Consider the following 21,898-nt stretch of genomic DNA (forward strand, 5'->3'; position numbering starts at 1 on the left):
CCAACGGCGGGAGGGGGCTTGCTCCCGATGAATTGCTTACTGAGCAGAAGAATCCGCCTGCAAGCCTTCGATGGAAGCCTCAACCAATGCCAAACCGGTTTCGGCTAATTGCAGGCTGGCCCAGTTCAGGTAGCTCTGGTGTTCGGTGCACAAGTCTTGAGCTGCCAAGGTGAGCACGCGCGCGGTGCCTAAAACATAGCTGGCATGTTCCAGTGCATGTTCGATGGGAATGCCGGGTTGTACGCAAAAAAGAGGTTCTTCACTGCGGTCGCTGGGGCCGAAGGGGGTGGGGCGGGTGGTTTGTTTGGACATGGTGGATCTCCTGATGAAAATGGGATCCTATGAGTTCGCGAGGCCGTCAAACCTCATCACGAATGAGTCGTGACAGGCGCGAGGATAGGCGGATGGGGGCAAGGGTCAATGCTGGCGGGATGCTTTCGGACGCCATCGCAGGCAAGCCAGCTCCCACATTCGACTGCATTCCAAGGGCATACCCGGTCCAACTGTGGGAGCTGGCTTGCCTGCGATGAGGTCCTTACGGTCACTGCAAAACCCAAGAAAAAGCCCCCACCCAGCCCACTGCGGATAGGGGACGCAACGGGCTGGATGAGGGCTTCTTGTACGACCGTGTTACTGCGCGATAGTTTTCACCGAAACGCCACGTTCAACCGGCGTCGAGCGACCGTAGATATCTTCAAAGCGCTCGATATCGTCTTCGCCCAGGTAGCTGCCCGATTGCACTTCGATGATCTCCAACGGGATCTTGCCCGGGTTACGCAGGCGGTGCACCGAGGCGATCGGGATGTAGGTGGACTGGTTCTCGCAGAGCAGGAACACGTTGTCGTCACAGGTGACTTCGGCCGTGCCGCTGACCACGATCCAGTGTTCGGCGCGGTGGTGGTGCATCTGCAGCGACAGGCACGCGCCCGGCTTGACCGAGATGTGCTTGACCTGGAAGCGCCCACCCATGTCCACCGAGTCGTAGGAACCCCACGGGCGGTAGACTTCGCAGTGGTTCTGGGTTTCGCTGCGGCCCTGGTCGTTGAGGGTGGAGACCATCTGCTTGACGCCCTGGACCTTGTCCTTGTGGGCAATCATCATCGCGTCCTTGGTTTCCACCACCACGATATTGTCCAGGCCGATCACCGACACCAGCTTGCCGTTGCCGTGGATCATGCAGTTGCGGCTGTCCTGGATCACCACGTCGCCTTTACTGACGTTGCCATTGACGTCTTTGTCATTGACCGCCCACAACGAGGCCCAGCAACCCACGTCGCTCCAGCCGGCACTCAACGGCACCACGCAGGCGCGTTGGGTTTTTTCCATCACGGCGTAGTCGATGGAGTTGTCCGGGCAGCAGGCGAAGGTAGATTCGTCGAAGGTCACGGTGTCGGCATCCTGCTCGCTGCGCTCCAGGGTCAGCACGCAGGTGTCGTAGATGTCCGGGTCGTGTTTTTTCAGTTCTTCAAGAAAACGGCTGGCGCGGAACAGGAACATGCCGCTGTTCCAGAAGTAGCCACCGCTTTTGACGAACTCGACGGCGCGTTTTTCATCGGGTTTTTCCACGAACTGTTGCACGCGGCTGACGCCTTCGGGCAGCAGCGAATCGTTGCTGGACTTGATGTAGCCGTAACCGGTTTCCGGGCGGGTTGCCGGCACGCCGAACAGCACCATCTCGCCACGCTCGGCCGCCACGGTGGCCAGGGCCAGGGCGCGTTGGAGGGCTTTCTGGTCGTCGATCACGTGGTCGGCGGGCAGCACCAGCATCAGCTCGTCACGGCCTTCGTTGACCAGCATCATCGCAGTCAGGGCCACGGCCGGCGCGGTGTTGCGGCCGAACGGCTCCATCAGGATGCGTTGGCATTCGAGCTTACGCGTGCTCAGTTGCTCGTTGACGATGAAGCGGTGGTCCTTGTTGCAGACCACGATCGGGGCGTCCATGCCTTCGAACACCAGGCGCTCCAGGGTTTGCTGGAACAGTGTGTGTTCGCCGGTCAAGGCCAGGAATTGCTTGGGGAACTGTTTGCGGGAAAGCGGCCAAAGACGTGAGCCGCTACCACCGGAAAGGATTACTGGGATCATGGGTGTTTCTCCTTGAATCGATTTGGGTCAGAGCTACGAAGGTTTGTCGTTTCACTCTTGTTTTTGTCTCGGTCCTGAGTCGAAACGCGCACAGTGTGGGAGCTGGCTTGCCTGCGATGGCGCCTTCAAGACCGCCATCGCAGGCAAGCCAGCTCCCACAAGGGGCCGTGTCAACTCAGGGAAATCATCAGCGGGTCGACACGGGGCGCTTGACCCACACTGGCGAAATGCTCGAGCCGGAACCGGTCACGTACAGCACCGCCGCTTCACCCCGTTCCAAAGCCACCGGCTTCACATCGCCGACTTTCTTGTCACCGTCGTACAACGCCAGGCTGACTTTCACCGGGTTGATTTCGCGCTCGCCACGGCCCTTGGCAGCCACCGACTTGACCACGTCGGTCTTGCCGTCGGCGGTTTTCAGGGTCAGGGCCTTGTCGCTGAGGTTCTGCACACGCACCAGGGATTTCTGCTTGTTCTTGAACGGCGGCTCTTCGATCAGCTGTGGCTGGCCGCTGCCGCTGTTAACCAGGGTGTAGTAGTGGTCAGCGGCAAGTTTGACCGGCACGGTCTGGCTGCCGACCTTGGCGCTGTAGTCGCCGCCGGGCATGAAGCTGAAGTCACTGCTGGCCAGCGGTGCCACATCGCTCAAATTGGTCGCGCCGACAGTAGCGCTGACTTCCTGGTTCGATGCGTTGTAGATCCGCACGAAGCTGGAGCCTTTTGGTGCCGTCGGGCCGTAGAGGGCGGCGTCGCCCCCGGCGAAGGCGGACATCGATACGAAGCTCATGCCGGCTGCGATAGCCAGGGTTTTAGCGAGACGACGAGGAGTAGTAGTGAAAGTCATGTGAGTTACCTCTCTTTCAGTTTTGCGCCCGGTCGGGCGTCTCGGATTTTTGAGTGTTCAAAGCCATGTTCTGTTGGCGCGAACCGGCTTGTTTAAGCTGCGCAACCCACTGCGGGTCGGCATCACCGATTTCGTTGTTGACGGGCAGATAACGTTCCGGAAACTCCCAGATCAGCACTTGGGGCGGGCTGTTCTTGAAGTCATCGCTTTTCAGGTAGCTGAGCATCGGCAGGATCGGGCCGTGGCCGTCTTCGGAGTAGTTGATGACGTCGCTGTGCAAGGCTTGCTTGAGCGCGCCGACGAAGTTCCAGTTGGGGTTGGCGCTGTAGCTGGTGCCCACCAGAGCCACTGGCGTTTCACTGTCGGCAAACAGGGCGTCGTCGCCTTTGTTCTCCGCCAGGTGCGTGACGCGTTTTTGCAGCGGCTCTTTAGGCGGCATCAGGTTTTCAAACAGTGGGTCCAGCGGCAGGAACAGGCGCAGGTCGCCTTTGTGCGGTTCGGTTTTTTCGGCTTCGGTGACAAAGCGCTGTGGCTCACCGCTCAACGGCGTCTTGTCGGCAATGGTCTTGGCCAATTGTTTGGCAGCGATTTCCGCACCGTCCGGGGTCCAGTGGGTATCGGTGCGCAGGAACACTTGCGTGCCGCCCAGCTTGGCCTGTTGCAGCGGGCCAAGCAGGTCAGGGGCGATGATATTGTCGGCCGCGACACGGGCGTGGAAGTCCTCGTACAGGTTGGCGTGGATGCTCGCCGGTTTCACTTTACCCAGGTGTTCCGGGTACAAGCGCACCTTGGCCGGCACGATCGCCATCACCAGTTGGATGCCCTGGGCCTTGAGTTTTTGGCGCACGCCTTCGACCAGCGCGTAGTTGCCTTGCAGGTTCTGGTCTTCGTTGACGATGGGGTTGAATTCCTCGTCGCTGTACAACCAGTGGTCGCGGCCCAGCACCACGCCGGGGCGGCCTTCATTGAACAGCTTGTAGTCCAGCGCCGCCCAGAGGTTGGTGCCCAGGCGCTTGATCGGGAACTCATCGTCGTAGTGGGTCTCGACGGCCTTGGTCCAGCGGCCGTTGAGCACGGTGGCGTCGGCGTTGGTGCTGAAGCCGAAGAAGCTGCGCAGCGACCAGGCGCCCAAGGCCAGCAGCACCAGCAGGAACAGCGTGATATAGAGGACGCGAAATGAACGGGTCATGGTCGGCTCCCTCAAAATTGGAAGTAAAGGAACGGCGAGAAACTCTGCGCCGACAGTTTCAGAATCGAGGCCACGAACAGCAGCAGCACGGTGGCGCGCATGGCGTAGCGTGGCCAGTCAGCGGTCCAGTAGGCCGGTTGCACGGCGGCGTCCTGGCCCACGCTGAAACCGGGCTGGTGGATGCTGCCTGGGTTGTCGCCCGGTACTGCCTTGATCAGGCTCGGGTCGGCGGGTTTGGCTTTTTCGGCAGGGCGATTGTTGTAGAAATCGCGCAGGCCAAAGAACGCCAGTGTTGCGTAGGCCACCACCAGGGTTGCCACTTGCAGGCCAGTGAGGCTGGCGCGGTTGAGTTCTGACAGCGACCACTCGCCAAAGCTGAACATCGCACCGTACATACGGCCTGCGACGTGCAGGTTTTCGGCGCGGAAGATCACCCAGCCCATCACCACCAGCAGGAAGGTAAAGGCCCATCGAACCACGTTGAAACTGCGTGGCGCGGTATTCAGGCCGATGGCTTTTTCAATCGCCAGCCACATGCCGTGCCACGCGCCCCACACGATGTAGGTGATGTTTGCGCCGTGCCACAGGCCACCGAGCAGCATGGTCAGGAACAGGTTGCGATAGGTGATCAGCGTGCCTTTACGGTTGCCGCCCAGGGTGATGTACAGGTAGTCACGCAGCCAGGTGGACAGGCTGATGTGCCAGCGCCGCCAGAACTCGGTGATCGACTGGCTGATGTACGGCTGCTTGAAGTTTTCCATGAAGCGGAAACCCATCATCAAACCCAGGCCGATGGCCATGTCGCTGTAGCCGGAGAAGTCGAAGTACAGCTGCGCGGTGTAAGCCAGCGCGCCGAGCCAGGCGTCGCCCGTGGTCGGGTTTTGCAGGGCGAAGCAATGGTCGGCCACCACCGCCAGGGTGTCGGCGATGAAGACCTTCTTGATGAACCCCTGCATGAACCGCGTGCAGCCCTCGGAGAACTTGTCGAGGGTGTGGGTGCGGTTGTTGAACTGGTCGGCCAGGTCACGGAAGCGCAACACGGGACCTGCAATCAGGTGCGGGAAGATCGCCACGAACGCCGCGAAGTCGATCAGGTTGCGGGTTGCCGGGGTATCGCCTCGGTACACGTCGATGATGTAGCTGATGGACTCGAAGATGTAGAACGAGATGCCAATCGGCAACAGCACGTGGGTGAGGATAAACGGCTCCAGGCCCGCCGACTTCATCATCACATTGATGCTGTCGACGCCGAAGTTGGCGTACTTGAAGTAGCCGAGGATGCACAGGTCGACAGCCACGCCGAGCAACAGCCAGCGCTGCGCTGGTTTGGTGCGCACGCCGGCGGCACCGACCTTGAGGCCGATCCAGTAATTCCACAGCGTCACGGCGGCGAACAGCGCCAGGAAGTCCACTCGCCACCAGGCGTAGAACACGTAGCTGGCAATCAGCAGCAGCAGATTGCGATAGCGTTGCCCGCTCAAGTAGTACAAGCCGAGAAAGATCGGCAAGAACAGAAACAGGAACACATTGGACGAGAAAACCATCCCGATCTCTCCATGTTTAACCAACAGTCAAGGGCCAACGGCCCCCCCAAACCCCCCACGAAATCTGGGAGGGTGTACGCGTTCAGTGTGGGAGCTGTGTATCAGCTGCCTTTGTTGCCTTTTTCGTGCGTCGGGTCGTAGACCTTGGTCAGGTCACCGCCGAGGCGGAAAGTCTTGAACGGCTGCATGCCGTGCTTGCGCTCGATCACCTCCGGCGCGCAGGTGTAGAGGGTGCAGAAGGGTTCAAGCCAGGCAAATTTCATGTCCTCCTTGAGGTCCTTCATGTCCTGCTCTTTGCCGTTCTTCTGCTCGAAGATGTCCGGGTCTTTAACCCCGGCCAGCACCTTGTCGCCCAGGCGTTTGAGCGCGCCGTTATTTTCCTGGCGCAGGTCCACACCGTTGACCAGCGCAAAGCTGGCGATCATCGACAGCGGCGGCAGCGCGTAGTTGTGGTACGCCAAGGCGCGTTGCTGGCGCTTCAGTTCGTTGGGCAAGAACCCTTGGGCGTCCACCTGATTGGCGCCGACCTTGTATTCTTTCACCGCCCAATCAAACAGGTCGCGACGGTTGGTGGCGATGGACGTGGCCATCACCGACCACGCGGCCCAGTAGGAGTGGTTGTTGGTTTTATCCAACGGCAGGTTGTCCCAGTCGCTGACGACTTGATCGGCGAGTTTGTTGAACCAGGCCTCGATCAATTGCGATTCCTGCTGATGGTTAGCCAGCGGGTGCGAGTCGGAGAACTTCAGGCGCACATAGGCCGACGCCATGCTGCCCAGCGCCCATTTGCGCATGGACTTGCCGGTGTGGTTGAAGTCCTTGGACATCAAGGCATCGGCCTTGGCCCAGCTCGTAAGCCAGTTGAGTGTGCATTCCAGCTGCTCCGGGCGGCCGTCGCGCATAAACTGCATCACGCGTTTGCTGGTGTCTTTTTCCAGCTTGGTGATGTCGGCAGTGCTGTCACGAAAGGCTTTTTCCGATTGCACATTCAGGGTGGCGCGGGCTTTGTCCGAGCCTTCGTACTTGCTGCGAAATTGCAGCGAGCCGGTGTACGGCGCCGGCATGGCGTCGCAGTCATTCTTGAAGTCGCCGGTCTTGAACGCTTCCACCGGGGCGAAATAGCCTTGAGGTGGACGCAGTGGCGCGGCGGCGTTGACTACACCTGCGAACATCGCCAGGCCCAGCAGCGTTGGAATCAATAATTTCTGCATAAGTAACCTCACTTCCCAAGCTGGGCGGTCTGTTGACCACCCGCCGAGAACACGTTGCGTGTGCAAATTTTCGCTTCGACTTTCTGCGCGGCAGTGCCCGCTTCGGGGCCTTGCACTTCCACGGCCAGCAAGTTCTGCGAGGCCCAGTCTTCATCGGTGCGCAGTTCAAAGGCGAAACGCCCGTCTGTATCGGATGTTTCGGGTTTCTCGATCTTGATGTCCTCGTGGCGCCCGTTCATGTACCAGAGGGTGGCTTGCAGGGTTTTCACCGACGGGTCGGCGAAGCGGATATCGACCTGATGGTTGGCATTGCGCAGGTCTTTGTTCGAGCTGTTGACCATCAACTCGTTCTTGCCGGGTTTGAGCGTGGTGCTGGCGCTCATTTGCGCAGGCTTGCCTTCGCAGCCGTTGTCGAGCAGCGCCATCATCTGGCGGTAGATGGTTTCCTGGTCGAGGCGGTACAACGGCGAGAATTCCCAGATAAGGATTTTCGGCGGGGTTTTCTGGAACTCGTCGCTGCCCAGGTACTGGATCATCGAGCCTTCCAGACCGCCGCCGGGGAAGGCGACGTTAAGGATGTCGGCACCGATTTCCTGCTCCAGGAAGCCGGCGAAGTTGTAGTTCTTGCCACTGTGGCTGGTGCCCACCAAGGTGATCTGCGGGTTGCCCGAATCGCCGAACAGGTCGCCGTCACCGGCTTCGCCTTTAGGCTCGGTGGTGAATTGGTCCATGTACTGGATTGCGTAGCTGGTGCCGCACAGTTGCCCGGCCATATTGTGCAGGGTGCCGGTCTTGCCCATGCGCCCTGAGCGTTTGGTTTCGAATTCGCGCTTGGGAATATCGGCAAACTCGGGCATGGCCCGTACTTTGGCGCCGACGATTTTTGCCGTGCGTTGGGCGCCATATGGCGTCCAGTGCTGGTCACCACGGAAGTAGAAATCGTGGGCCGGCAGTTCATCGGGCAACTGTTCGTTGGTCAGCGGCGACAGGTCCGGCACCACATAACCCATCTTGGCAAAGCGGCCGAGCATGGTTTTGTAATTGCCCAGCGCCTTGTCGAAATCGAACGCGGCTTTTTCCTCGGGGTTGAGCTTGTTGCGGTTCACCAGGCCTCGGGTCGGCTGATAGACCACCACCAGCTCCACGCCCTTGGCCTTGAACGCATCGTGCAGTTGCTGCATGCGTTTGTAGCCGGCGGGGCTGGTGTCGAATTCGGTGCGCAAATCTTCCTGGGTACGGAACAGCCAGTCGCCCTGGGCTTGCACCAGGGTGGTGAAGTTCTGCTGGTAGCGCGTGGTGTAGTTCTTCGCGTCATGGGCGGCCGGGCACAGGCTGCAGCACGGTTCGGCGGTAAAGGTCGGCGCCTTGATTTCGTCGGCGCGCACGCCCTGGCTGGCCGCCAGCAGGCCGAGGGTCAGACCCGAGAGGCTCAGCAGTTTGATCATGTGTGGGTGCATAAGGGTCATCCTCAGTCCTGCATTTGGGTCTGGCGTTCGACAGGGTCGATCAGCACGGCTTTCTGCTGGCGCACCAGCAGGTCGAGAATCTCTTCCTGGCGATCGCCCAGCACACCGGCAAAGCTGATGCCGCTGGATTTGGTCGGCGCCAGCATCGACACGCGGTACAGCTCGATGCTCAACGGCGAATCAATCGACAGCGGCCCGCTGCCGTTGCCGGCCAGCTCGCCGCCGACCACGATCAGCGAGACTTTCGCGTCAAACGGGTCGAGGGCGATGTCGCGGTCTGTGTCGGTCAAATCCTTGATGTGCCCGTACACGCCGGTCAGCCCGTTGGCCATGGCGGAGTTCTCGTACAGGCGAATGTTCACGCTGTTACGCACGCGGATGCCGTGGCGACGGTTGGCGATGACCTTGTTGCCCCACAACAGGTTGTCGCCGCTCTCATAGAGGGTGATGCCGTCGGTGTGGTTGCGGTAGATCTCGTTGTCGGCGATCAGGTTGTTGACGCTGTTACGGTCGATCACCAGGCCCGAGAGCTTGTTGTCGTAGCTGCGGTTGTTGAAGATGAAGCTGTCGTTGACCTCACGGGAAATGATGATCCCGTGCTTCTTCTTGGTGCCGTAGACGGTGTTGTCAGCAATGATCAGGCCGTGGGAACGGTCGTGCGGGTCGATGCCGTAGACGATGTTGTCTTTGTAGGTGTTGCCCTTGATCACAAAGCCGGTGGTCTCGTAGCAATAGAAGCCGTACCACATGTCGGAGAACTCGGAATCGATGATCCAGCCGGTCGGTTCCGCACGCTTGAGCACCTTGGCCATGTTCGGCGTGTACTGGGAAATACTCACGCCGTAAGACTTACTGTTGGCGTAGCCAAAGCTGGCCATCTTGGTCTTGGAGATGTAGGTTTCGGTGCCGCCCCAGGCCAGCAGGAACGGGCGGAACTCCTTGGGCGACTTGAACAGCGCCGGGCCGTTGGTCTTTTCGTCCCAGCCGGTGATTTTGGTGTCACGCACAAACAGCTGGCCGTCGTTGATCAGGAACGAACCGGCTTGCTGGGACAGGCGCAGCTCCTGGGTCTTCTTGTCGATGTCGAGGATGCCTTTGCGCCCGACCACAATCGGCAGCTTGGCCAGAAACACGCCCGGCGAGGTTTCACTGAGGTACTGCTTGGGCACTTTACCGAGCAGGTCCTTGAGGTTCAGGTAGCCGTCGTCGACAAAGATTGCCTGGGGAATGCCGTGCTGGCGTACCACCCATTCGGCCATCTTGTTATCGCCGCCGATAAAGTCCTTGAGCGCGTCTTCCTGCATCATGCGGCGGATGCTGACTTTGCCCGGTTTGCTGCGCACGATCTTCTTTTCCATCGCCGCTGCGGTGTAGCCAGTCAGGTCGGGCAGCGCAGGCTTGGGCAGTTCCAGCGGCGCGGTGGGCGGGCTGGAAATGGTGTAGGTCTTGGCCTGTTGCAGTTCCTTGGCGATGGTCGGCGCCTTGGCCGCCGTATCGGCAAACGCTGTGGCGCTGGCCATCAGCATTGCCGCGACGAGTAGGCTTTGAGCATTCATTGCGCAGGCTCCCATCAGAATTTCCAGATCACGTCGACAAACGCGCGGTGCATGTACGAGTCGACCTGGCTGCCATAGGCATCGCCCGGCTTGAACACGCCTGCACGAAAGCGCACCAGTGCCGACGGCTCGTCGATCGACTGGCTGAGGGCGGCCGGCAACAGGCCCTTTTTGAAGTACTTGGTGACCACCAGGTCCATCTCCTGACCCAGATCTTTTTTGCCGTCTTCCAGCGGTAACGAGGTGCTGGACAGGATCGCGCCGGTCACGTCGTCGGTGTTGTTCTGCACCGCATCGATGCCGTTGCTGCCCACCGGCTTGTTGCCGTCGACGCGCCAGAACTTGTGATAGACCAGGCTGGCGTCGTAGTCCTCGCGCAGCTGCCAGGAACCGAACAGGCTCATGGACTGCATGTTGTTCATCTCGCCGCGAAACGCTTCGCCAAAGCGATGCACGCGGGACTGGGTGCCGGTCCAGTTCGAACGGTTGCTTTGCAGGCCGTTCTGCTCGTACTCGGCGCTGGCACGGGAATAAGCCGCACCGACTTGCCACTGCGGGTCGAGGCGCAGGCGCACGCCGATGTCAGTGGCCCAGCCATTCACGTCGTCGCTGCGTTTGGCCTGGGTTGGGCGGGTGCCGTCGGCGTTGAGGGCATTGACCGTGTCGCGGTTGCCTTTCATGCCGGTGACGCTGGCCCAGTAGTTGACGGTGTTGGTGTTGCGCCAGTTGTAGGCGTCGCTGTTGGCTTCGATGCCGAGCCAGGTCAGGTCGCCGTTTTCGCGCTTGTCCAACGAGTCGGTCGCCACGCCCGGTTCCGGGTAGTCGAGCTTACCGTTGTCATGGGTGTGGTGGGCGCGCAAGCCGATCCACTGGCCTGGGGTCCACTGGTAGGCGGCGTCGGCGTAGAGGTGCTGGCGGTCCTTGTCCTTGGGCGACAGCTCCTTGAGGTCGGTGCGGTATTCGCTGAAGCGTTCGGCAACGCCGACATTGGCCTTGAGCAGGGTGGTATCGAAGGTCCAGTTCAGCGCTTCGATATTGGTGTCGCGCCATTGGCCGTCGTCATTGCGCAGGCGTTGGCGACCCAGCTTGAGCAGCTCGCCCGGGTAAGGCGTGAAACCGCTGTAGCCGACCCAGAACTCGCGCATGGCCAGGTAGTTTTTCTTGGACTTGCGGTCGTTGTTGGTGGTTTGCTGATTTTCGTCATCGGCCGATTGTTGCAGGGGGTCGGTCTCGATGATGTCACTCGACACGACCGCCTGGCCCATGGCGTAGGCGCTCCACGCGCCGCTTTCGCCGTAGACCCACGGGCGCAGGTCGAGGCCGATGCCGTTGACGTCGCCGCCTTTTTGCGTACCGAGGTCGCGGTCATCTTCGGATTGTGCGGTGGCTTTGACTTCCAGGCCGAAGTTCTTGGCTTCGGTCAGCGCGGCCAGGGTCGGGCACGACCACAGCAGGGCGAAGGTCAGGCCGATACCGGCCTTGACGAATGGGTTGAGCTTCATAGGGATTCCTCGCCGTCTTCTTCTTGCAGGGCGTGCAGTTGCAGCGTGCTCTGGGCCAGGGTGCCGCGCGTGGCCAGTTCCTGTTGCACCAGGCGTTGGCCTTCGGCGCGTTGCTCAGGCGTGAGCGGGGCTTCGAGCTGCGTGGCCAGGTCATTGGCCTCTGGCGTGTCCTGGGCTTTGGCCAATTGGCTGAAGACATAGGCGTTCAATGGGTCGGGCTTGGTGCCCTTGCCCTGGGAGAACAATTGCGCGATGGCGAAGTCGGCGCTGTTCTGGCCGTTGCGTGCAGCGGTCAGCAGGTGGTCGAGGGCTTTTTGCGAGTAGACCTTGCCCAGGTAGCCACGGCGGTAGATCTGGCCGAGGTAGTAATCGGCGGCGACTTCACGGCCCACGGCTTTCTCGAAATGCGCTTCGGCAGCCTTGGCGTCTGCCGGTACCCATTTGCCTTCGTAGTAGAGCTTGCCCAGCAACAGCTCGGCGCGCGGCTGGTCGGCGGCGCGGCCGTTGTCCAGGTACTTCATCATCTGGTCGACGTCGCCCAGTTCGGGGAAGTCGTAGAGCAGTTGCGCCAGGCTGACCCAGGAGGCCGGATAGCCAGGGGCGATTTTTTCCAGCAGCGCCTGGGCGGTTTTTTCATCCGGCTGGCCGAGTGTCGCATCACCCAATACGCGGGCTACGCTGTCGACGCGCTGGGCGGTGACGGTGCCACGGGCGTAGCCGGCTTCGAGCTGCTTGAGCAGTTCGGCCTGTTTTTCCGGCTCGGCTTTCTTCTGATAAACCGTGGCCAGCTCGACGTAGCAGATATCGGTGGTGTTCAGCGCCGCCTTGCAGATGCGCTCCACATCATCCAGGTGCTGGTCGTAGGTGCCCTGGGTGCGATACAGCAGCACCTGGGCCAAACCTGCTTCCGGGTAACCCGCCGCCTGCCATTTGCTGATTTGCTGTTGGGCGTTCACGTTGGGGAAGCTGTGCGGGTATTGCAGGTACAGCATCGCCAGCGGGATCAGGGTGTTGCCTTCGCCATTGGCAAAGGCTTTTTTCAGCAGGCCTTCGGCTTCGTGCTGTTCGGCTTCGGTAGCGCCGGGTTTGGCCACCAGCAGGCGGCCCAGACGTGCCTGGGCACGCGGCGACGTATCGGCGGCCGCGCGGTAAGTGGCCTCGGCCTGGCGGATTTGCTCGGGATCGCGGGTGGTGACCTGGATGTCAGCGAGGCCGACTTGGGCTTCGCTGTAGCCCAGGTCTGCCAACTGCTGGTAGTTCTGTTGGGCGGTGACCGTGTCGCCACGTTTGAGGGCTTCGTTGGCCAGGCGCTGGTCGGGCAGGCCGGCGCAACCGGCGAGGCTGACCGCCAGTGCCAATGTGCAGAATGCAGAGGCGAAGTGCGACCCGCTCTGTGTGGGAGCTGGCTTGCCTGCGATGCGGGCAACTCGGTCTTTCAGGTGCACCGAGTCGATCCCATCGCGGGCAAGCCCGACTCCCACAGTGCTCTGTGTTGTGCTTGAAATAGGGTTCACAGGCATGTCCTCCGCTTACAGACCGTGAGCCATGGCTTTATCGATCAGCCAGTTCAGCGAAGGGCCGCGGTCGCTGGTGACTTCCACTGGGCGCCCGGCATAGGTGCTGTCCAGCGGCGCGTCCGGCTTGATCTGCACGCGAATGTCGGAAGACAAGTCGGCGCTGTTCAGGCTGGTGCTGCTGACGATGGTGCCGGTACGGATCTGTTCTTCGTCGGCGACCTGGAAGTTCACCTGTGTACCTGGGCGCACGTCAGCGAACTGGCGATAGGTAAAGCGCGCTTCCACATTGGCCTGGCTGCCGCGTGGCACCAATTGGAAGATCACATCGCCCTTGCTGGCGTACTGGCCGTCGGCGACCAATTGCTGGGCGACCACGCAATCGCACGGCGAGGTCAGGGTGCCGGTCATTTGCTTGCCGAACAGCTCTTCAACCTTGGCCGGTTGCAGCTGGTCTTCGTCCAGATGGCCCTTGAGCACATCGAGCATGCTGGTGCTGAACGTTGCCAGTGGCGCACCTTTGGCTGCAACCGCGTCGCCTTTGAGCAGGCTCTGCACGGTGCCGTCGCGCGGCATGGTCACGTTCATGCCGGGCACGCTGACGAGGCCGGCCTGGGCGTGGCTGACGAAGTACATGCCGTACACCGACTTGAACACAAAACCGAACGCGGCGAGGCCGACAATGAAGATCCCGGCGCTGAACACCACCGCGCGCAGGCGGCCGAACGCGGTCATGCCGCTGCCGCCGTCCTTGACCTTGCGCGCCTTGGTGAAGTTGTCGCGTTGCAGGGTGGCCAGCACGTCGCCCATGGTCACGATGTCGCCGGACAGGTGCGAAGTGATCAGGTGGCGCAGGGTGGAAATATCCTGGGCGTCGAGGTTCTGGAACTGGCAACCGGTGCGGCCGCTCTGGCGGTCGTAGGAGCGAATCTGCAGCTCTACATCCATCGCCAAACCGAGGTTATCGATCACGAACTGCAGGCGGCCCTTGTGCACTTCACCGACGGTCAGCGGCTGGGTGGCGGTGAACGCCAGGCCACCGGCGGACAGGTCGATCACCCGTGCTTCGGTCTGGGTACGGTCGGTGTTGAAGAAGCGCAGCTTGGCCGGGATTTTGACCCGGGCATGTTGGCGCTGGGCTTCGGATTCGTGGACAACGTTGGCGTTTACTGGGCTGTTCATATGTTCGATTTCCTAGTTAATTCAGGCTTGGCTGGGTCAGACCATCATCAGCAACACGGCGACGAAAATGCTGCCGGCGGAGAAGGTCATGGTCCGAGACGACCAGGTGTTGAACCAACGTTGAAAGCTGGCCAAATCGCGGGTCAGTTTGGTGTCCTGGCGGGTCCAGGACTGTTGATCAAGGCGGAAGAACACGTAGATCTTCACCAGCGCGCCCATGATCTGGTTGTAATAGAGAATCACCGGGTAGGCCGGGCCGATCTTGTGGCCGGAGCACGACAGCAGCAGGGTCAGGATCAGGCGGGTGATACCGATCCACAGCAGGTACGCGAGGATGAACGCGCCGCCGTATTTGAAGGTGGCGATGATCGCCACGGTCAGGCCGAGCAGGGAGGTCCACATCGATACGCGCTGGTCGAACAACACGATGCTGGTGAACAGGCCCAACCGACGCATACCCAGGCCCAGAGCGCGGGAGTTCTGGCGCAGGTTGTTGCCGTACCAGCGGAACATCAGCTTGCGGCTGGCCTTGATAAAGCTCTTTTCCGGCGGGTGTTCCACGGTGTGGATCGCGGCGTCCGGCACGTAGAAGGTGTCGTAGCCCAGGCGCATCAGGCTGAACCAGCTCGACTTGTCGTCACCGGTCAAAAACTTGAAGCGGCCCAGGCGCCAGTGTTGCAACGAGTCGCTTTCCACGTCGGCGATAAAGCCGGGGTCGGTCACCACGTTGGCGCGGAACACCGACATACGACCGGTCATGGTCAGTACGCGCTTGGACAGGGCCATGGAGCACATGTTGATGTGGCGCTGGGCGAAGCGCAGCTTGTGCCATTCGCTCATGATGTAGCCGCCGCGTACTTCGCAGAATTCGTTGGTGGTCAGGCCACCGACATTGCCGAACAGCTGGAACCACGGCACGGTCTTGCGCACTACACCTTCGGCGAGCACGGTGTCGCCATCGATCACCGCCACCACGGCGCGGTCATCCGGCAGGTGGCGCGAGATAGCGCGGAAACCGAAGGCCAGGCCGTCGCGTTTGCCGGTGCCGGCGATGCGCACGAAGTCGAGCTTTACGCGCTCCGGCGGGTTCATGCGTTCCCACAGGCTTTTCACCAGCAGCTCATCGGACATCTCCACCAGCGAGCACACCACGGTGGTTGGGAAGCCGCACTCGATGGCTTCGCGAATCACCGAGCTGTAGACCTGCGCGGTGGTCAGCGCGTCGATACGGAAACTGGTGACCATCAGGAATACGTGGGACGGGTCGGCCGCCTTGCCCAGCTTGCGCACCTTGCGGCGCAAGTGCGGGTAGACCACGTACAGGAACAGCATGCCGCGAAAGAAATGCGTAGCACCCATCGAGTAGCGCCAGATGCCGACGGCGCCAATCAGGAAAATAAAATTCTTCGACTGCGAGTCGAACGTACTCGCCGGCAACAGCAGGGCGAGACCCATCAGCAGGCTGAGGAAGAACAACCAGCCGGCCGATTGCAGTAATACATGTTTTAACTTGGACATAAGCGTCATCCGGAAGGGAAGGAGGCTTCAGGCTGCACGCGCTGGGGATAAAGACACGTGCAACCCGAAACTTGCCGTCGCTGTTACCAGCAAATGCCTTCGGTACGGCCACTGACACTGGTGGCCTGGGACATGAAGCCCACCAAGTCGATCACCTGTTTGCCGTGAGGTGCGTTGTGCGCCAGGGCACGGAATTTCTCGTCACGGTTGCCGAGGATGATCACGTCGGAGTTGTTGATCACGTCGTCGAAGTCGGAATTGAGCAGGGACGACACATGCGGGATCTTGCCTTCGATGTAGTCCTTGTTCGCGCCGTGGACACGGGCGTACTCGACGTTGCTGTCGTAGATGCTCAGGTCAAAACCCTTGCCGATCAGCATTTCCGCCAGTTCCACCAGCGGGCTTTCGCGCAGGTCGTCGGTGCCGGCCTTGAAGCTCAGGCCCAGCAGGGCGACTTTGCGTTTGTCATGGCCGGCGACGATGTCGAAGGCGTTCTGTACCTGGGACTCGTTGCTGCGCATCAGCGAGTTGAGCAGCGGCGCTTCCACATCCAGCGAGCTGGCGCGGTAGGTGAGGGCGCGCACGTCTTTGGGCAGGCACGAGCCGCCGAACGCGAAGCCTGGGCGCATGTAGTACTGGGACAGGTTGAGCGTCTTGTCCTGGCACACCACTTCCATCACTTCGCGACCATCGACGCCGACGGCCTTGGCAATGTTGCCGATCTCGTTGGCGAACGTGACCTTGGTGGCGTGCCACACGTTGCAGGTGTACTTGATCATCTCGGCGACGGCGATGTCCTTGCGGATGATCGGTGCATCGAGTTCTTCGTACAGCGACTGCAGGACATCGCCGGAGGCTTTGTCGAATTCGCCGATGACGGTCATCGGTGGCAAGTCGTAGTCGGCGATGGCGGTGGATTCACGCAGGAACTCAGGGTTCACCGCCACGCCGAAGTCGACACCGGCTTTTTTGCCGGAGCAGTCTTCCAGAATCGGGATCACCACATTGGCTACGGTGCCTGGCAATACGGTGCTGCGCACCACGATGGTGTGACGGGTGGTTTTGTCACGCAGGACAAAACCGATCTCGCGGCATACCGCTTCGATGTAGTTGAGTTCCAGGTCGCCGTTTTTCTTGCTCGGCGTGCCCACGCAAATCATCGACAGGTCGGTATCGCGGATGGCGTCGGCGAAGTTGGTAGTGCCGCGCAGTCGACCGTTTGCGATGCCTTGGCTCAACAGTTCGCCCAGACCCGGTTCAACGATCGGCGATTTACCCGCGTTGATCAGGTCGATCTTATCCTTGGAGATGTCTACGCCGACCACTTCATGGCCACGGGCAGACAGGCAACCGGCACAGACTGCGCCAACGTAACCCAAACCAAATATGCTGATGCGCATCGCAATTACCTCTTTGTTTAATACAGGCCATTAGATGGCTGGAGTTCATGTTTGCAAGCGTCACTGATGCCGCGAAAGTTGGGCGAATAGACGCCGACTTACCGCGTGCAGGCATGTTTAATGACGAGTGACTAATAAGTGCACCCAAGGTGTGCGCAACGTGGCCTTGTTATTGGAGCTTGCCCTCAAATGCAGCCGGCCTTCCTGGGAGAAGGGCCTGGCGTCAGTGCCGCAGGGCCTTGATAGAGGCTGATAGCCTTTAAATATCAATGTCTTGGGTTGTATCACTGACCAATTAGGGGAAGCTTGGCCTTGGCCTTACAGTGCGTGGCAATTCATCCTTGTCGCCGCTATCAACTAATCAATTGGCAATATGACTCCTGAGTCAAAGTTGAAATATGACAACTTTGCTACTTCCGTGGGTTGGTCATGTAAGTCATCTCTTACAGCAACAGAGAATTTCGTTACCGGTGGTATGAGCGGTGCTTTAGGGTGAAGTTCCTGGCCGCTCATCCTGTTTCCGGAAATTTCTTGAAATATTAGAAAAGATGGCACTGGTACTATATTGATAGCACTTGCTATTTGGGCGAGTGGATATGGGGAGTTGAAGAGAGGGGATAGTTTTGTGCCACTAGTGTTTGAAAAAAGTGGTGCCACTACGAAAAAAAATGACGAATGTCGAGTGAAAGATTCGTTAGGAATCTGCTTGAGGTTTTTTTGACGTCAAACAAATGACTTTTTCGACGTGGAATGCAGACAAAAATGTGGGAGCTGGCTTGCCTGCGATAGCGGAGTGTCAGGTAAAGAAATACTGACTGACCCACAGCTATCGCAGGCAAGCCAGCTCCCACAGTTGAACTACAGCGTGAGAGCGGGCGCTATTCCGGTGCGTGATCGCGCAGGAACACCAAATTATCCGGCTTGGACTGCTCCGCATTGAAGCGATAACCCTGCACATCAAACTGCTTCAGTTTGGCAGGATCATTGATGCGTTCTTCAATCACAAAACGGCTCATCATGCCCCGCGCCTTTTTGGCGTAGAAGCTGATGATCTTGTACTGGCCGTTCTTCAGGTCCTTGAACTCGGTGTTGATGATCCGTGCGTTCAGAGCCGTGCGCTTGACCGCCGAGAAGTACTCGTTGGAGGCGAGGTTGAGCAGCACGTCGTCGCCTTGTTCGGCCAGCGCTTCATTGAGCCATTCGCTGATGCGCGTGCCCCAGAATGCGTAGAGGTCTTTGCCGCGGGCGTTGGGCAGTTTGGTGCCCATCTCCAGGCGGTACGGCATCATCAGGTCCAGCGGGCGCAGCAGGCCGTAGAGGCCCGAGAGCATGCGCAGGTGGTCCTGGGCGTAGCTGAAGTCGGCATCGCTGAAGGTTTCGGCATTCAGGCCGGTGTAGACGTCGCCCTTGAACGCCAGCAGCGCCTGCTTGGCATTGGCCGGTGTGAAGGCCGGGGTCCAGCTGCCGAAACGGGCGGCATTGAGGCCGCCGATTTTGTCGGAGACGTGCATCAACTCGCTGATTTGCGCCGGGCTCAGTTCGCGCAATTGTTCGATCAGCTCCTGAGAGTGGTCGAGGTATTGCGGTTGAGTGAAGCGTGGGGTTGCCGGCTTTGACTCGAAGTCGAGGGTTTTGGCGGGGGAAATCACCATCAGCATGAAGTTGGCTCCTGTAATCGTGGCAGGGATTCTAGGGGGTTGAGTGGTTTGACTCCACCTATGATGGCGATAGGCACGATCCGCTATGATGGGCGGTAACTCTGGAGAGGGAGACCCTGCGTGCGCCTAGCACTATTATTGTCAGCCTGCTTACTGTGCCTGAACGCCAGCGCCGCGCCGGTGGATGTCGCCAGCCTGGACCGTGGCATCTGGCCCGAAAAGCTCAGCAGCCCGGCGCTGTTCGATGTCGCTTCGCGCGCTGAAATCCTGATGTTCGCTCATAGCCTGCTGGCCAGCGAAAACCAGGATGAGGCCGCCCTCAAGCAGCGTCTTGGTCTGAAAAACATCAACCTCGCCGCCATCGACGACCTGCGTCGCCAGCTCTGGCAGCGCCTGCTGGAAAACTACACGGCGGCCCAGCAGAGCTGCGAAGAGGACGCCTCGTTCTGCTACCTGGTGGAAAACATGGACGATCTGCGCGAGCAGGCCGGCAAGTTCCAGGTCAGCGATAACTCCTTCTATATAGGCTGGGCCGGGCCCAGCCATAACTTCCATGAACGCTACCTGGAGGAGCTGTTGCGCAAAGCCGCGCTGTTCCCGCAGATCAGCAGCGAAGTGCTGCGTTTTGGTGACCACGAACGCAATGGCGACGAGTTCAACGACCGTCTGTTCCTGCTGACCTTCGACGGCGGCCCGGCGCCGGTCAGCGGCAATACCGACTGGCTCACCGACTACCTGCGCAAGCAGAAGATGAACGCCATGTTCTTTGCCCTTGGCAGCAGTTTGCAAACCCGTGTGGAGCGCAGTTCCGCCAGTGACGTGCAGGCGTTGTACCAGGGCCAGTGCGTAGGCACCCAGGGTTGGCAATACCGCTCCCACAGCCATTGGGTCGAGTGGCAAAGCTCGATTACGCGCAGCGCTGCGCTGGTGCAGAACCTGATGCCGGAAAACTACGTGCCGCTGTTTCGCCCGCCCTATGGCCAGCGCCGTGCCGACAGCCAGGGTTTCTTCCAATCCCAGGGTTTGCAGGTGGCGTTGTGGGACATCGATTCCCAGGACGAGCCGGGCAAGCTCAAGGCTGATGAGTCGGCGCAACGGGTGCTGACGTTGATGTTGCTGTGGCGCAAAGGCGTGATTGTGTTTCACGACACCCAGGACAAGGCGCGGGTGGCTTTGCCGATGTTATTGCAGTCAACGGCGCAAAGTGGCTTGGGTTGGCAGGACTGCCGGGAGGCATTTCGCTGAAGTGCCCGGCCCTGTTAGGGATGGGGGGATTCAGGGGTGATTTTGTGCGACATTTCGATGCAGGCGGACTTCCGACTTTAACGGGGTCACTGGCACTCGGCTAGTGCTATTCGTCATCCTGAAAAATAAACTTCAAAAAAGCGTCAAAGTGCTTTTTCCTGTCATGGGTTTTGCGGTATTACGAAGTCAGATCGCCGAACCCTGCAACACAGGTGGCGTCTTCCAAGACTCCTCATGTGGGCACTGCACTTGACGTCACTCAGGTGCAGTCGGTGGTCGAATCGAGGCGCAGCACCGCCCAGGTATTGCGTCGAATGGCTCCCACAAAGGTGACCGAGTATGGATGATCATGGACGTAACCCTTCTTCCGACCAGCCAATCCTTTATGTGCTTGATACCAACGTATTGATCCACGATCCAAACGCACTGCTTAACTTCGAAGAACACCACGTCGCCATCCCGATGATCGTGCTTGAGGAGCTCGACAAACTCAAAAGCGGGCACCACAGCGTGGCTGCCGAATGCCGCCAGGCGATCCGCCTGATCGACAAGACCCTGGGCGAAGCCTCACCCGAGGACGTTGAAGTCGGCGTGCCGATCCAGCGCGGCAAAAGCGGGCCTAAGGGCTTGCTGTCGATTCTGATGAGCAAGCGCAGCGAGCCCAACAGCCTGCTGCCGGAAAACCTCAACGACAACAAAATCATCAACCAATTGATCGACCTGCACGCGCGCGACAAGGACCTGCGCCTGGTGCTGGTGACCAAAGACATCAATATGCGCCTCAAGGCACGAGCGTGTGGGATCGCTGCCGAGGACTACAGTACCGACCAGCTCGTCGACGACGTGTCGATGCTGTCGCGGGGTTATCACACCGTGACCGGCTCTTTCTGGGATCTTGTCAGCAAGGTCGAAACCCGTCAGGACCATGGCCGTACCTGGCACCAGGTACAGCTGATCGACAACCTGCCGGCCGTGCACATCAATGAATTCATCATCGACGAACAGGGTTTTGTGGGCTGGATCAAAGAGATCCAGGTCGACAAGCTGCTGATCCTCGACCTGCATCAGGAACCCCTGTTGCACCAGGAAGCCTGGGGCCTGAAACCGCGTGACATCTACCAGAGCCTGGCGCTGTATGCGCTGCTCGACCCGGACATTCATCTGGTCAACCTGACCGGCGCTGCAGGCTCGGGGAAAACCATCCTCGCGCTGGCGGCCGCCATTGAGCAAACCATGGTGACCAAGCGTTATCGCCGCATCATCGCCACCCGCAGCGTGCAGGGCCTGGACCAGGAGATCGGCTTTCTGCCCGGCACCGAAGCGGAAAAAATGGAGCCGTGGCTGGGGGCGATCACCGACAACCTTGAAGCCTTGCACATGGATGATGAAAACACCCATGGCAGCGTCGACTACATCCTCAGCAAAGTGCCGTTGCAGTTCAAATCCCTCAATTACATCCGAGGTCGCAGCTTCCAGCAGAGCCTGATTTTGATCGATGAATGCCAGAACCTCACGCCGCACCAGATGAAAACCATCATCACCCGTGCTGGCGCCGGTTCCAAAGTGGTGTGCCTGGGCAACCTGGCACAGATCGACACCCCTTACCTGTCCGCGACCAGCTCCGGGCTGACCTACCTGACTGAACGCTTTAAAGACTTCCCGAACGGCGTGCATATCGCGCTGCAAGGGGTACCTCGTTCGATTCTGGCCGAGTACGCCGAATCCCATCTGTAATCGCCCATGCTGTAGTTAGTGGCTAAATGCCACAAAACACCCCGAATTTCTCGCGAAATTCGGGGTTTTTGTTATGGGCGACATTTGTCTTCGTTAATGCGTCCTGGGTGCTTGTAGGCTTTGTAATTATTTTGTTACATTTTTTATCGCCGAAAACTATAAGAAAACAGCGTAACCCCGTCGAAACGCGATCGCTTTGATTCGACGATTTATTCAAGACCCGGCGTTGGTCTTGCGCGTGATCCTGCCTATT

Annotated in this window: 16 protein-coding genes; 2 read left to right on the forward strand and 14 right to left on the reverse strand. The window is 59.7% G+C overall.

Going from position 1 to position 21,898, the window contains the following annotated elements; all coding sequences use genetic code 11:
• Positions 1-36: 36 nt before the first annotated feature.
• The 14 genes from HU759_RS05955 to yaaA all read right to left on the reverse strand — a co-directional run bounded on the left by HU759_RS05955 (position 37) and on the right by yaaA (position 18,666).
• A complete protein-coding gene (locus HU759_RS05955; protein ID WP_017138156.1) occupies positions 37-312 on the reverse strand; it encodes a DUF3077 domain-containing protein in 276 nt (91 codons plus the stop codon).
• Between the two features lie 318 nt (positions 313-630).
• The gene (locus HU759_RS05960; protein ID WP_017138155.1) at positions 631-2,082 is read right to left on the reverse strand and encodes a mannose-1-phosphate guanylyltransferase/mannose-6-phosphate isomerase; all 1,452 of its coding nucleotides are present in this window, start codon (positions 2,080-2,082) and stop codon (positions 631-633) included.
• Between the two features lie 187 nt (positions 2,083-2,269).
• Positions 2,270-2,926 (reverse strand): alginate O-acetyltransferase AlgF, encoded by a 657-nt coding sequence (locus HU759_RS05965; protein WP_056858954.1) that lies wholly within the window; start codon positions 2,924-2,926, stop codon positions 2,270-2,272.
• 16 nt (positions 2,927-2,942) lie between these two features.
• Positions 2,943-4,115, reverse strand: a complete 1,173-nt coding sequence (locus HU759_RS05970; RefSeq protein ID WP_017135221.1) for an alginate O-acetyltransferase — start codon at positions 4,113-4,115, stop codon at positions 2,943-2,945.
• 11 nt (positions 4,116-4,126) lie between these two features.
• Positions 4,127-5,659 carry an MBOAT family protein gene (locus HU759_RS05975; RefSeq protein ID WP_170036295.1) on the reverse strand — a complete coding sequence of 511 codons (1,533 nt, stop codon included), beginning with the start codon at positions 5,657-5,659 and terminating at the stop codon, positions 4,127-4,129.
• A 101-nt stretch (positions 5,660-5,760) separates the two neighbouring features.
• Positions 5,761-6,870, reverse strand: a complete 1,110-nt coding sequence (locus tag HU759_RS05980; RefSeq protein WP_017135219.1) for a mannuronate-specific alginate lyase — start codon at positions 6,868-6,870, stop codon at positions 5,761-5,763.
• An 8-nt stretch (positions 6,871-6,878) separates the two neighbouring features.
• Positions 6,879-8,327, reverse strand: coding sequence for an alginate O-acetyltransferase (locus HU759_RS05985; protein ID WP_170036520.1), 1,449 nt, complete (start codon positions 8,325-8,327; stop codon positions 6,879-6,881).
• Positions 8,328-8,338: 11 nt separating this feature from the next.
• Positions 8,339-9,907, reverse strand: coding sequence for a mannuronan 5-epimerase AlgG (gene algG, locus HU759_RS05990; protein ID WP_017135217.1), 1,569 nt, complete (start codon positions 9,905-9,907; stop codon positions 8,339-8,341).
• On the reverse strand, positions 9,907-11,394 hold the full coding sequence (locus HU759_RS05995) for an alginate export family protein (protein WP_017135216.1): 1,488 nt from the start codon (positions 11,392-11,394) through the stop codon (positions 9,907-9,909). Before HU759_RS05995 ends, algG begins: the two co-directional genes overlap by 1 nt.
• The gene (algK, locus tag HU759_RS06000; protein ID WP_225933030.1) at positions 11,391-12,914 is read right to left on the reverse strand and encodes an alginate biosynthesis TPR repeat lipoprotein AlgK; all 1,524 of its coding nucleotides are present in this window, start codon (positions 12,912-12,914) and stop codon (positions 11,391-11,393) included. The genes HU759_RS05995 and algK overlap by 4 nt, the downstream gene beginning before the upstream one ends.
• Before the next feature lie 9 nt (positions 12,915-12,923).
• Positions 12,924-14,090, reverse strand: coding sequence for an alginate biosynthesis protein Alg44 (locus HU759_RS06005; RefSeq protein ID WP_017135214.1), 1,167 nt, complete (start codon positions 14,088-14,090; stop codon positions 12,924-12,926).
• Positions 14,091-14,126: 36 nt separating this feature from the next.
• A complete protein-coding gene (alg8, locus tag HU759_RS06010; protein ID WP_032865428.1) occupies positions 14,127-15,608 on the reverse strand; it encodes a mannuronan synthase in 1,482 nt (493 codons plus the stop codon).
• 83 nt (positions 15,609-15,691) lie between these two features.
• The gene (locus tag HU759_RS06015) at positions 15,692-17,008 is read right to left on the reverse strand and encodes a nucleotide sugar dehydrogenase (protein ID WP_099548423.1); all 1,317 of its coding nucleotides are present in this window, start codon (positions 17,006-17,008) and stop codon (positions 15,692-15,694) included.
• 878 nt (positions 17,009-17,886) lie between these two features.
• Complete coding sequence (gene yaaA / locus HU759_RS06020; RefSeq protein WP_099548424.1) at positions 17,887-18,666, reverse strand: peroxide stress protein YaaA; 780 nt, start codon at positions 18,664-18,666, stop codon at positions 17,887-17,889.
• 120 nt (positions 18,667-18,786) lie between these two features.
• Between yaaA and HU759_RS06025 the strand changes: the two genes are divergently transcribed.
• Together HU759_RS06025 and HU759_RS06030 are read left to right on the forward strand one after the other, a co-directional pair.
• The gene (locus HU759_RS06025; RefSeq protein ID WP_186616767.1) at positions 18,787-19,911 is read left to right on the forward strand and encodes a polysaccharide deacetylase family protein; all 1,125 of its coding nucleotides are present in this window, start codon (positions 18,787-18,789) and stop codon (positions 19,909-19,911) included.
• Between the two features lie 339 nt (positions 19,912-20,250).
• Entirely contained in the window at positions 20,251-21,645 is a 1,395-nt protein-coding gene (locus tag HU759_RS06030; RefSeq protein ID WP_012722339.1) for a PhoH family protein, read from the forward strand.
• Positions 21,646-21,898: the final 253 nt, after the last annotated feature.

It is taken from the genome of Pseudomonas sp. OE 28.3 (assembly GCF_014268205.2).
Classification (GTDB): Bacteria; Pseudomonadota; Gammaproteobacteria; order Pseudomonadales; family Pseudomonadaceae; genus Aquipseudomonas; species Aquipseudomonas edaphica.

Coding starts and splice junctions, on each gene's coding strand:
- HU759_RS05955 (WP_017138156.1), bottom strand. CDS start 312: ATGTCCAAACAAACCACCCGCCCCACCCCCTTCGGCCCCAGCGACCGC.
- HU759_RS05960 (WP_017138155.1), bottom strand. CDS start 2,082: ATGATCCCAGTAATCCTTTCCGGTGGTAGCGGCTCACGTCTTTGGCCG.
- HU759_RS05965 (WP_056858954.1), bottom strand. CDS start 2,926: ATGACTTTCACTACTACTCCTCGTCGTCTCGCTAAAACCCTGGCTATC.
- HU759_RS05970 (WP_017135221.1), bottom strand. CDS start 4,115: ATGACCCGTTCATTTCGCGTCCTCTATATCACGCTGTTCCTGCTGGTG.
- HU759_RS05975 (WP_170036295.1), bottom strand. CDS start 5,659: ATGGTTTTCTCGTCCAATGTGTTCCTGTTTCTGTTCTTGCCGATCTTT.
- HU759_RS05980 (WP_017135219.1), bottom strand. CDS start 6,870: ATGCAGAAATTATTGATTCCAACGCTGCTGGGCCTGGCGATGTTCGCA.
- HU759_RS05985 (WP_170036520.1), bottom strand. CDS start 8,327: ATGCACCCACACATGATCAAACTGCTGAGCCTCTCGGGTCTGACCCTC.
- algG (WP_017135217.1), bottom strand. CDS start 9,907: ATGGGAGCCTGCGCAATGAATGCTCAAAGCCTACTCGTCGCGGCAATG.
- HU759_RS05995 (WP_017135216.1), bottom strand. CDS start 11,394: ATGAAGCTCAACCCATTCGTCAAGGCCGGTATCGGCCTGACCTTCGCC.
- algK (WP_225933030.1), bottom strand. CDS start 12,914: ATGCCTGTGAACCCTATTTCAAGCACAACACAGAGCACTGTGGGAGTC.
- HU759_RS06005 (WP_017135214.1), bottom strand. CDS start 14,090: ATGAACAGCCCAGTAAACGCCAACGTTGTCCACGAATCCGAAGCCCAG.
- alg8 (WP_032865428.1), bottom strand. CDS start 15,608: ATGTCCAAGTTAAAACATGTATTACTGCAATCGGCCGGCTGGTTGTTC.
- HU759_RS06015 (WP_099548423.1), bottom strand. CDS start 17,008: ATGCGCATCAGCATATTTGGTTTGGGTTACGTTGGCGCAGTCTGTGCC.
- yaaA (WP_099548424.1), bottom strand. CDS start 18,666: ATGCTGATGGTGATTTCCCCCGCCAAAACCCTCGACTTCGAGTCAAAG.
- HU759_RS06030 (WP_012722339.1), top strand. CDS start 20,251: ATGGATGATCATGGACGTAACCCTTCTTCCGACCAGCCAATCCTTTAT.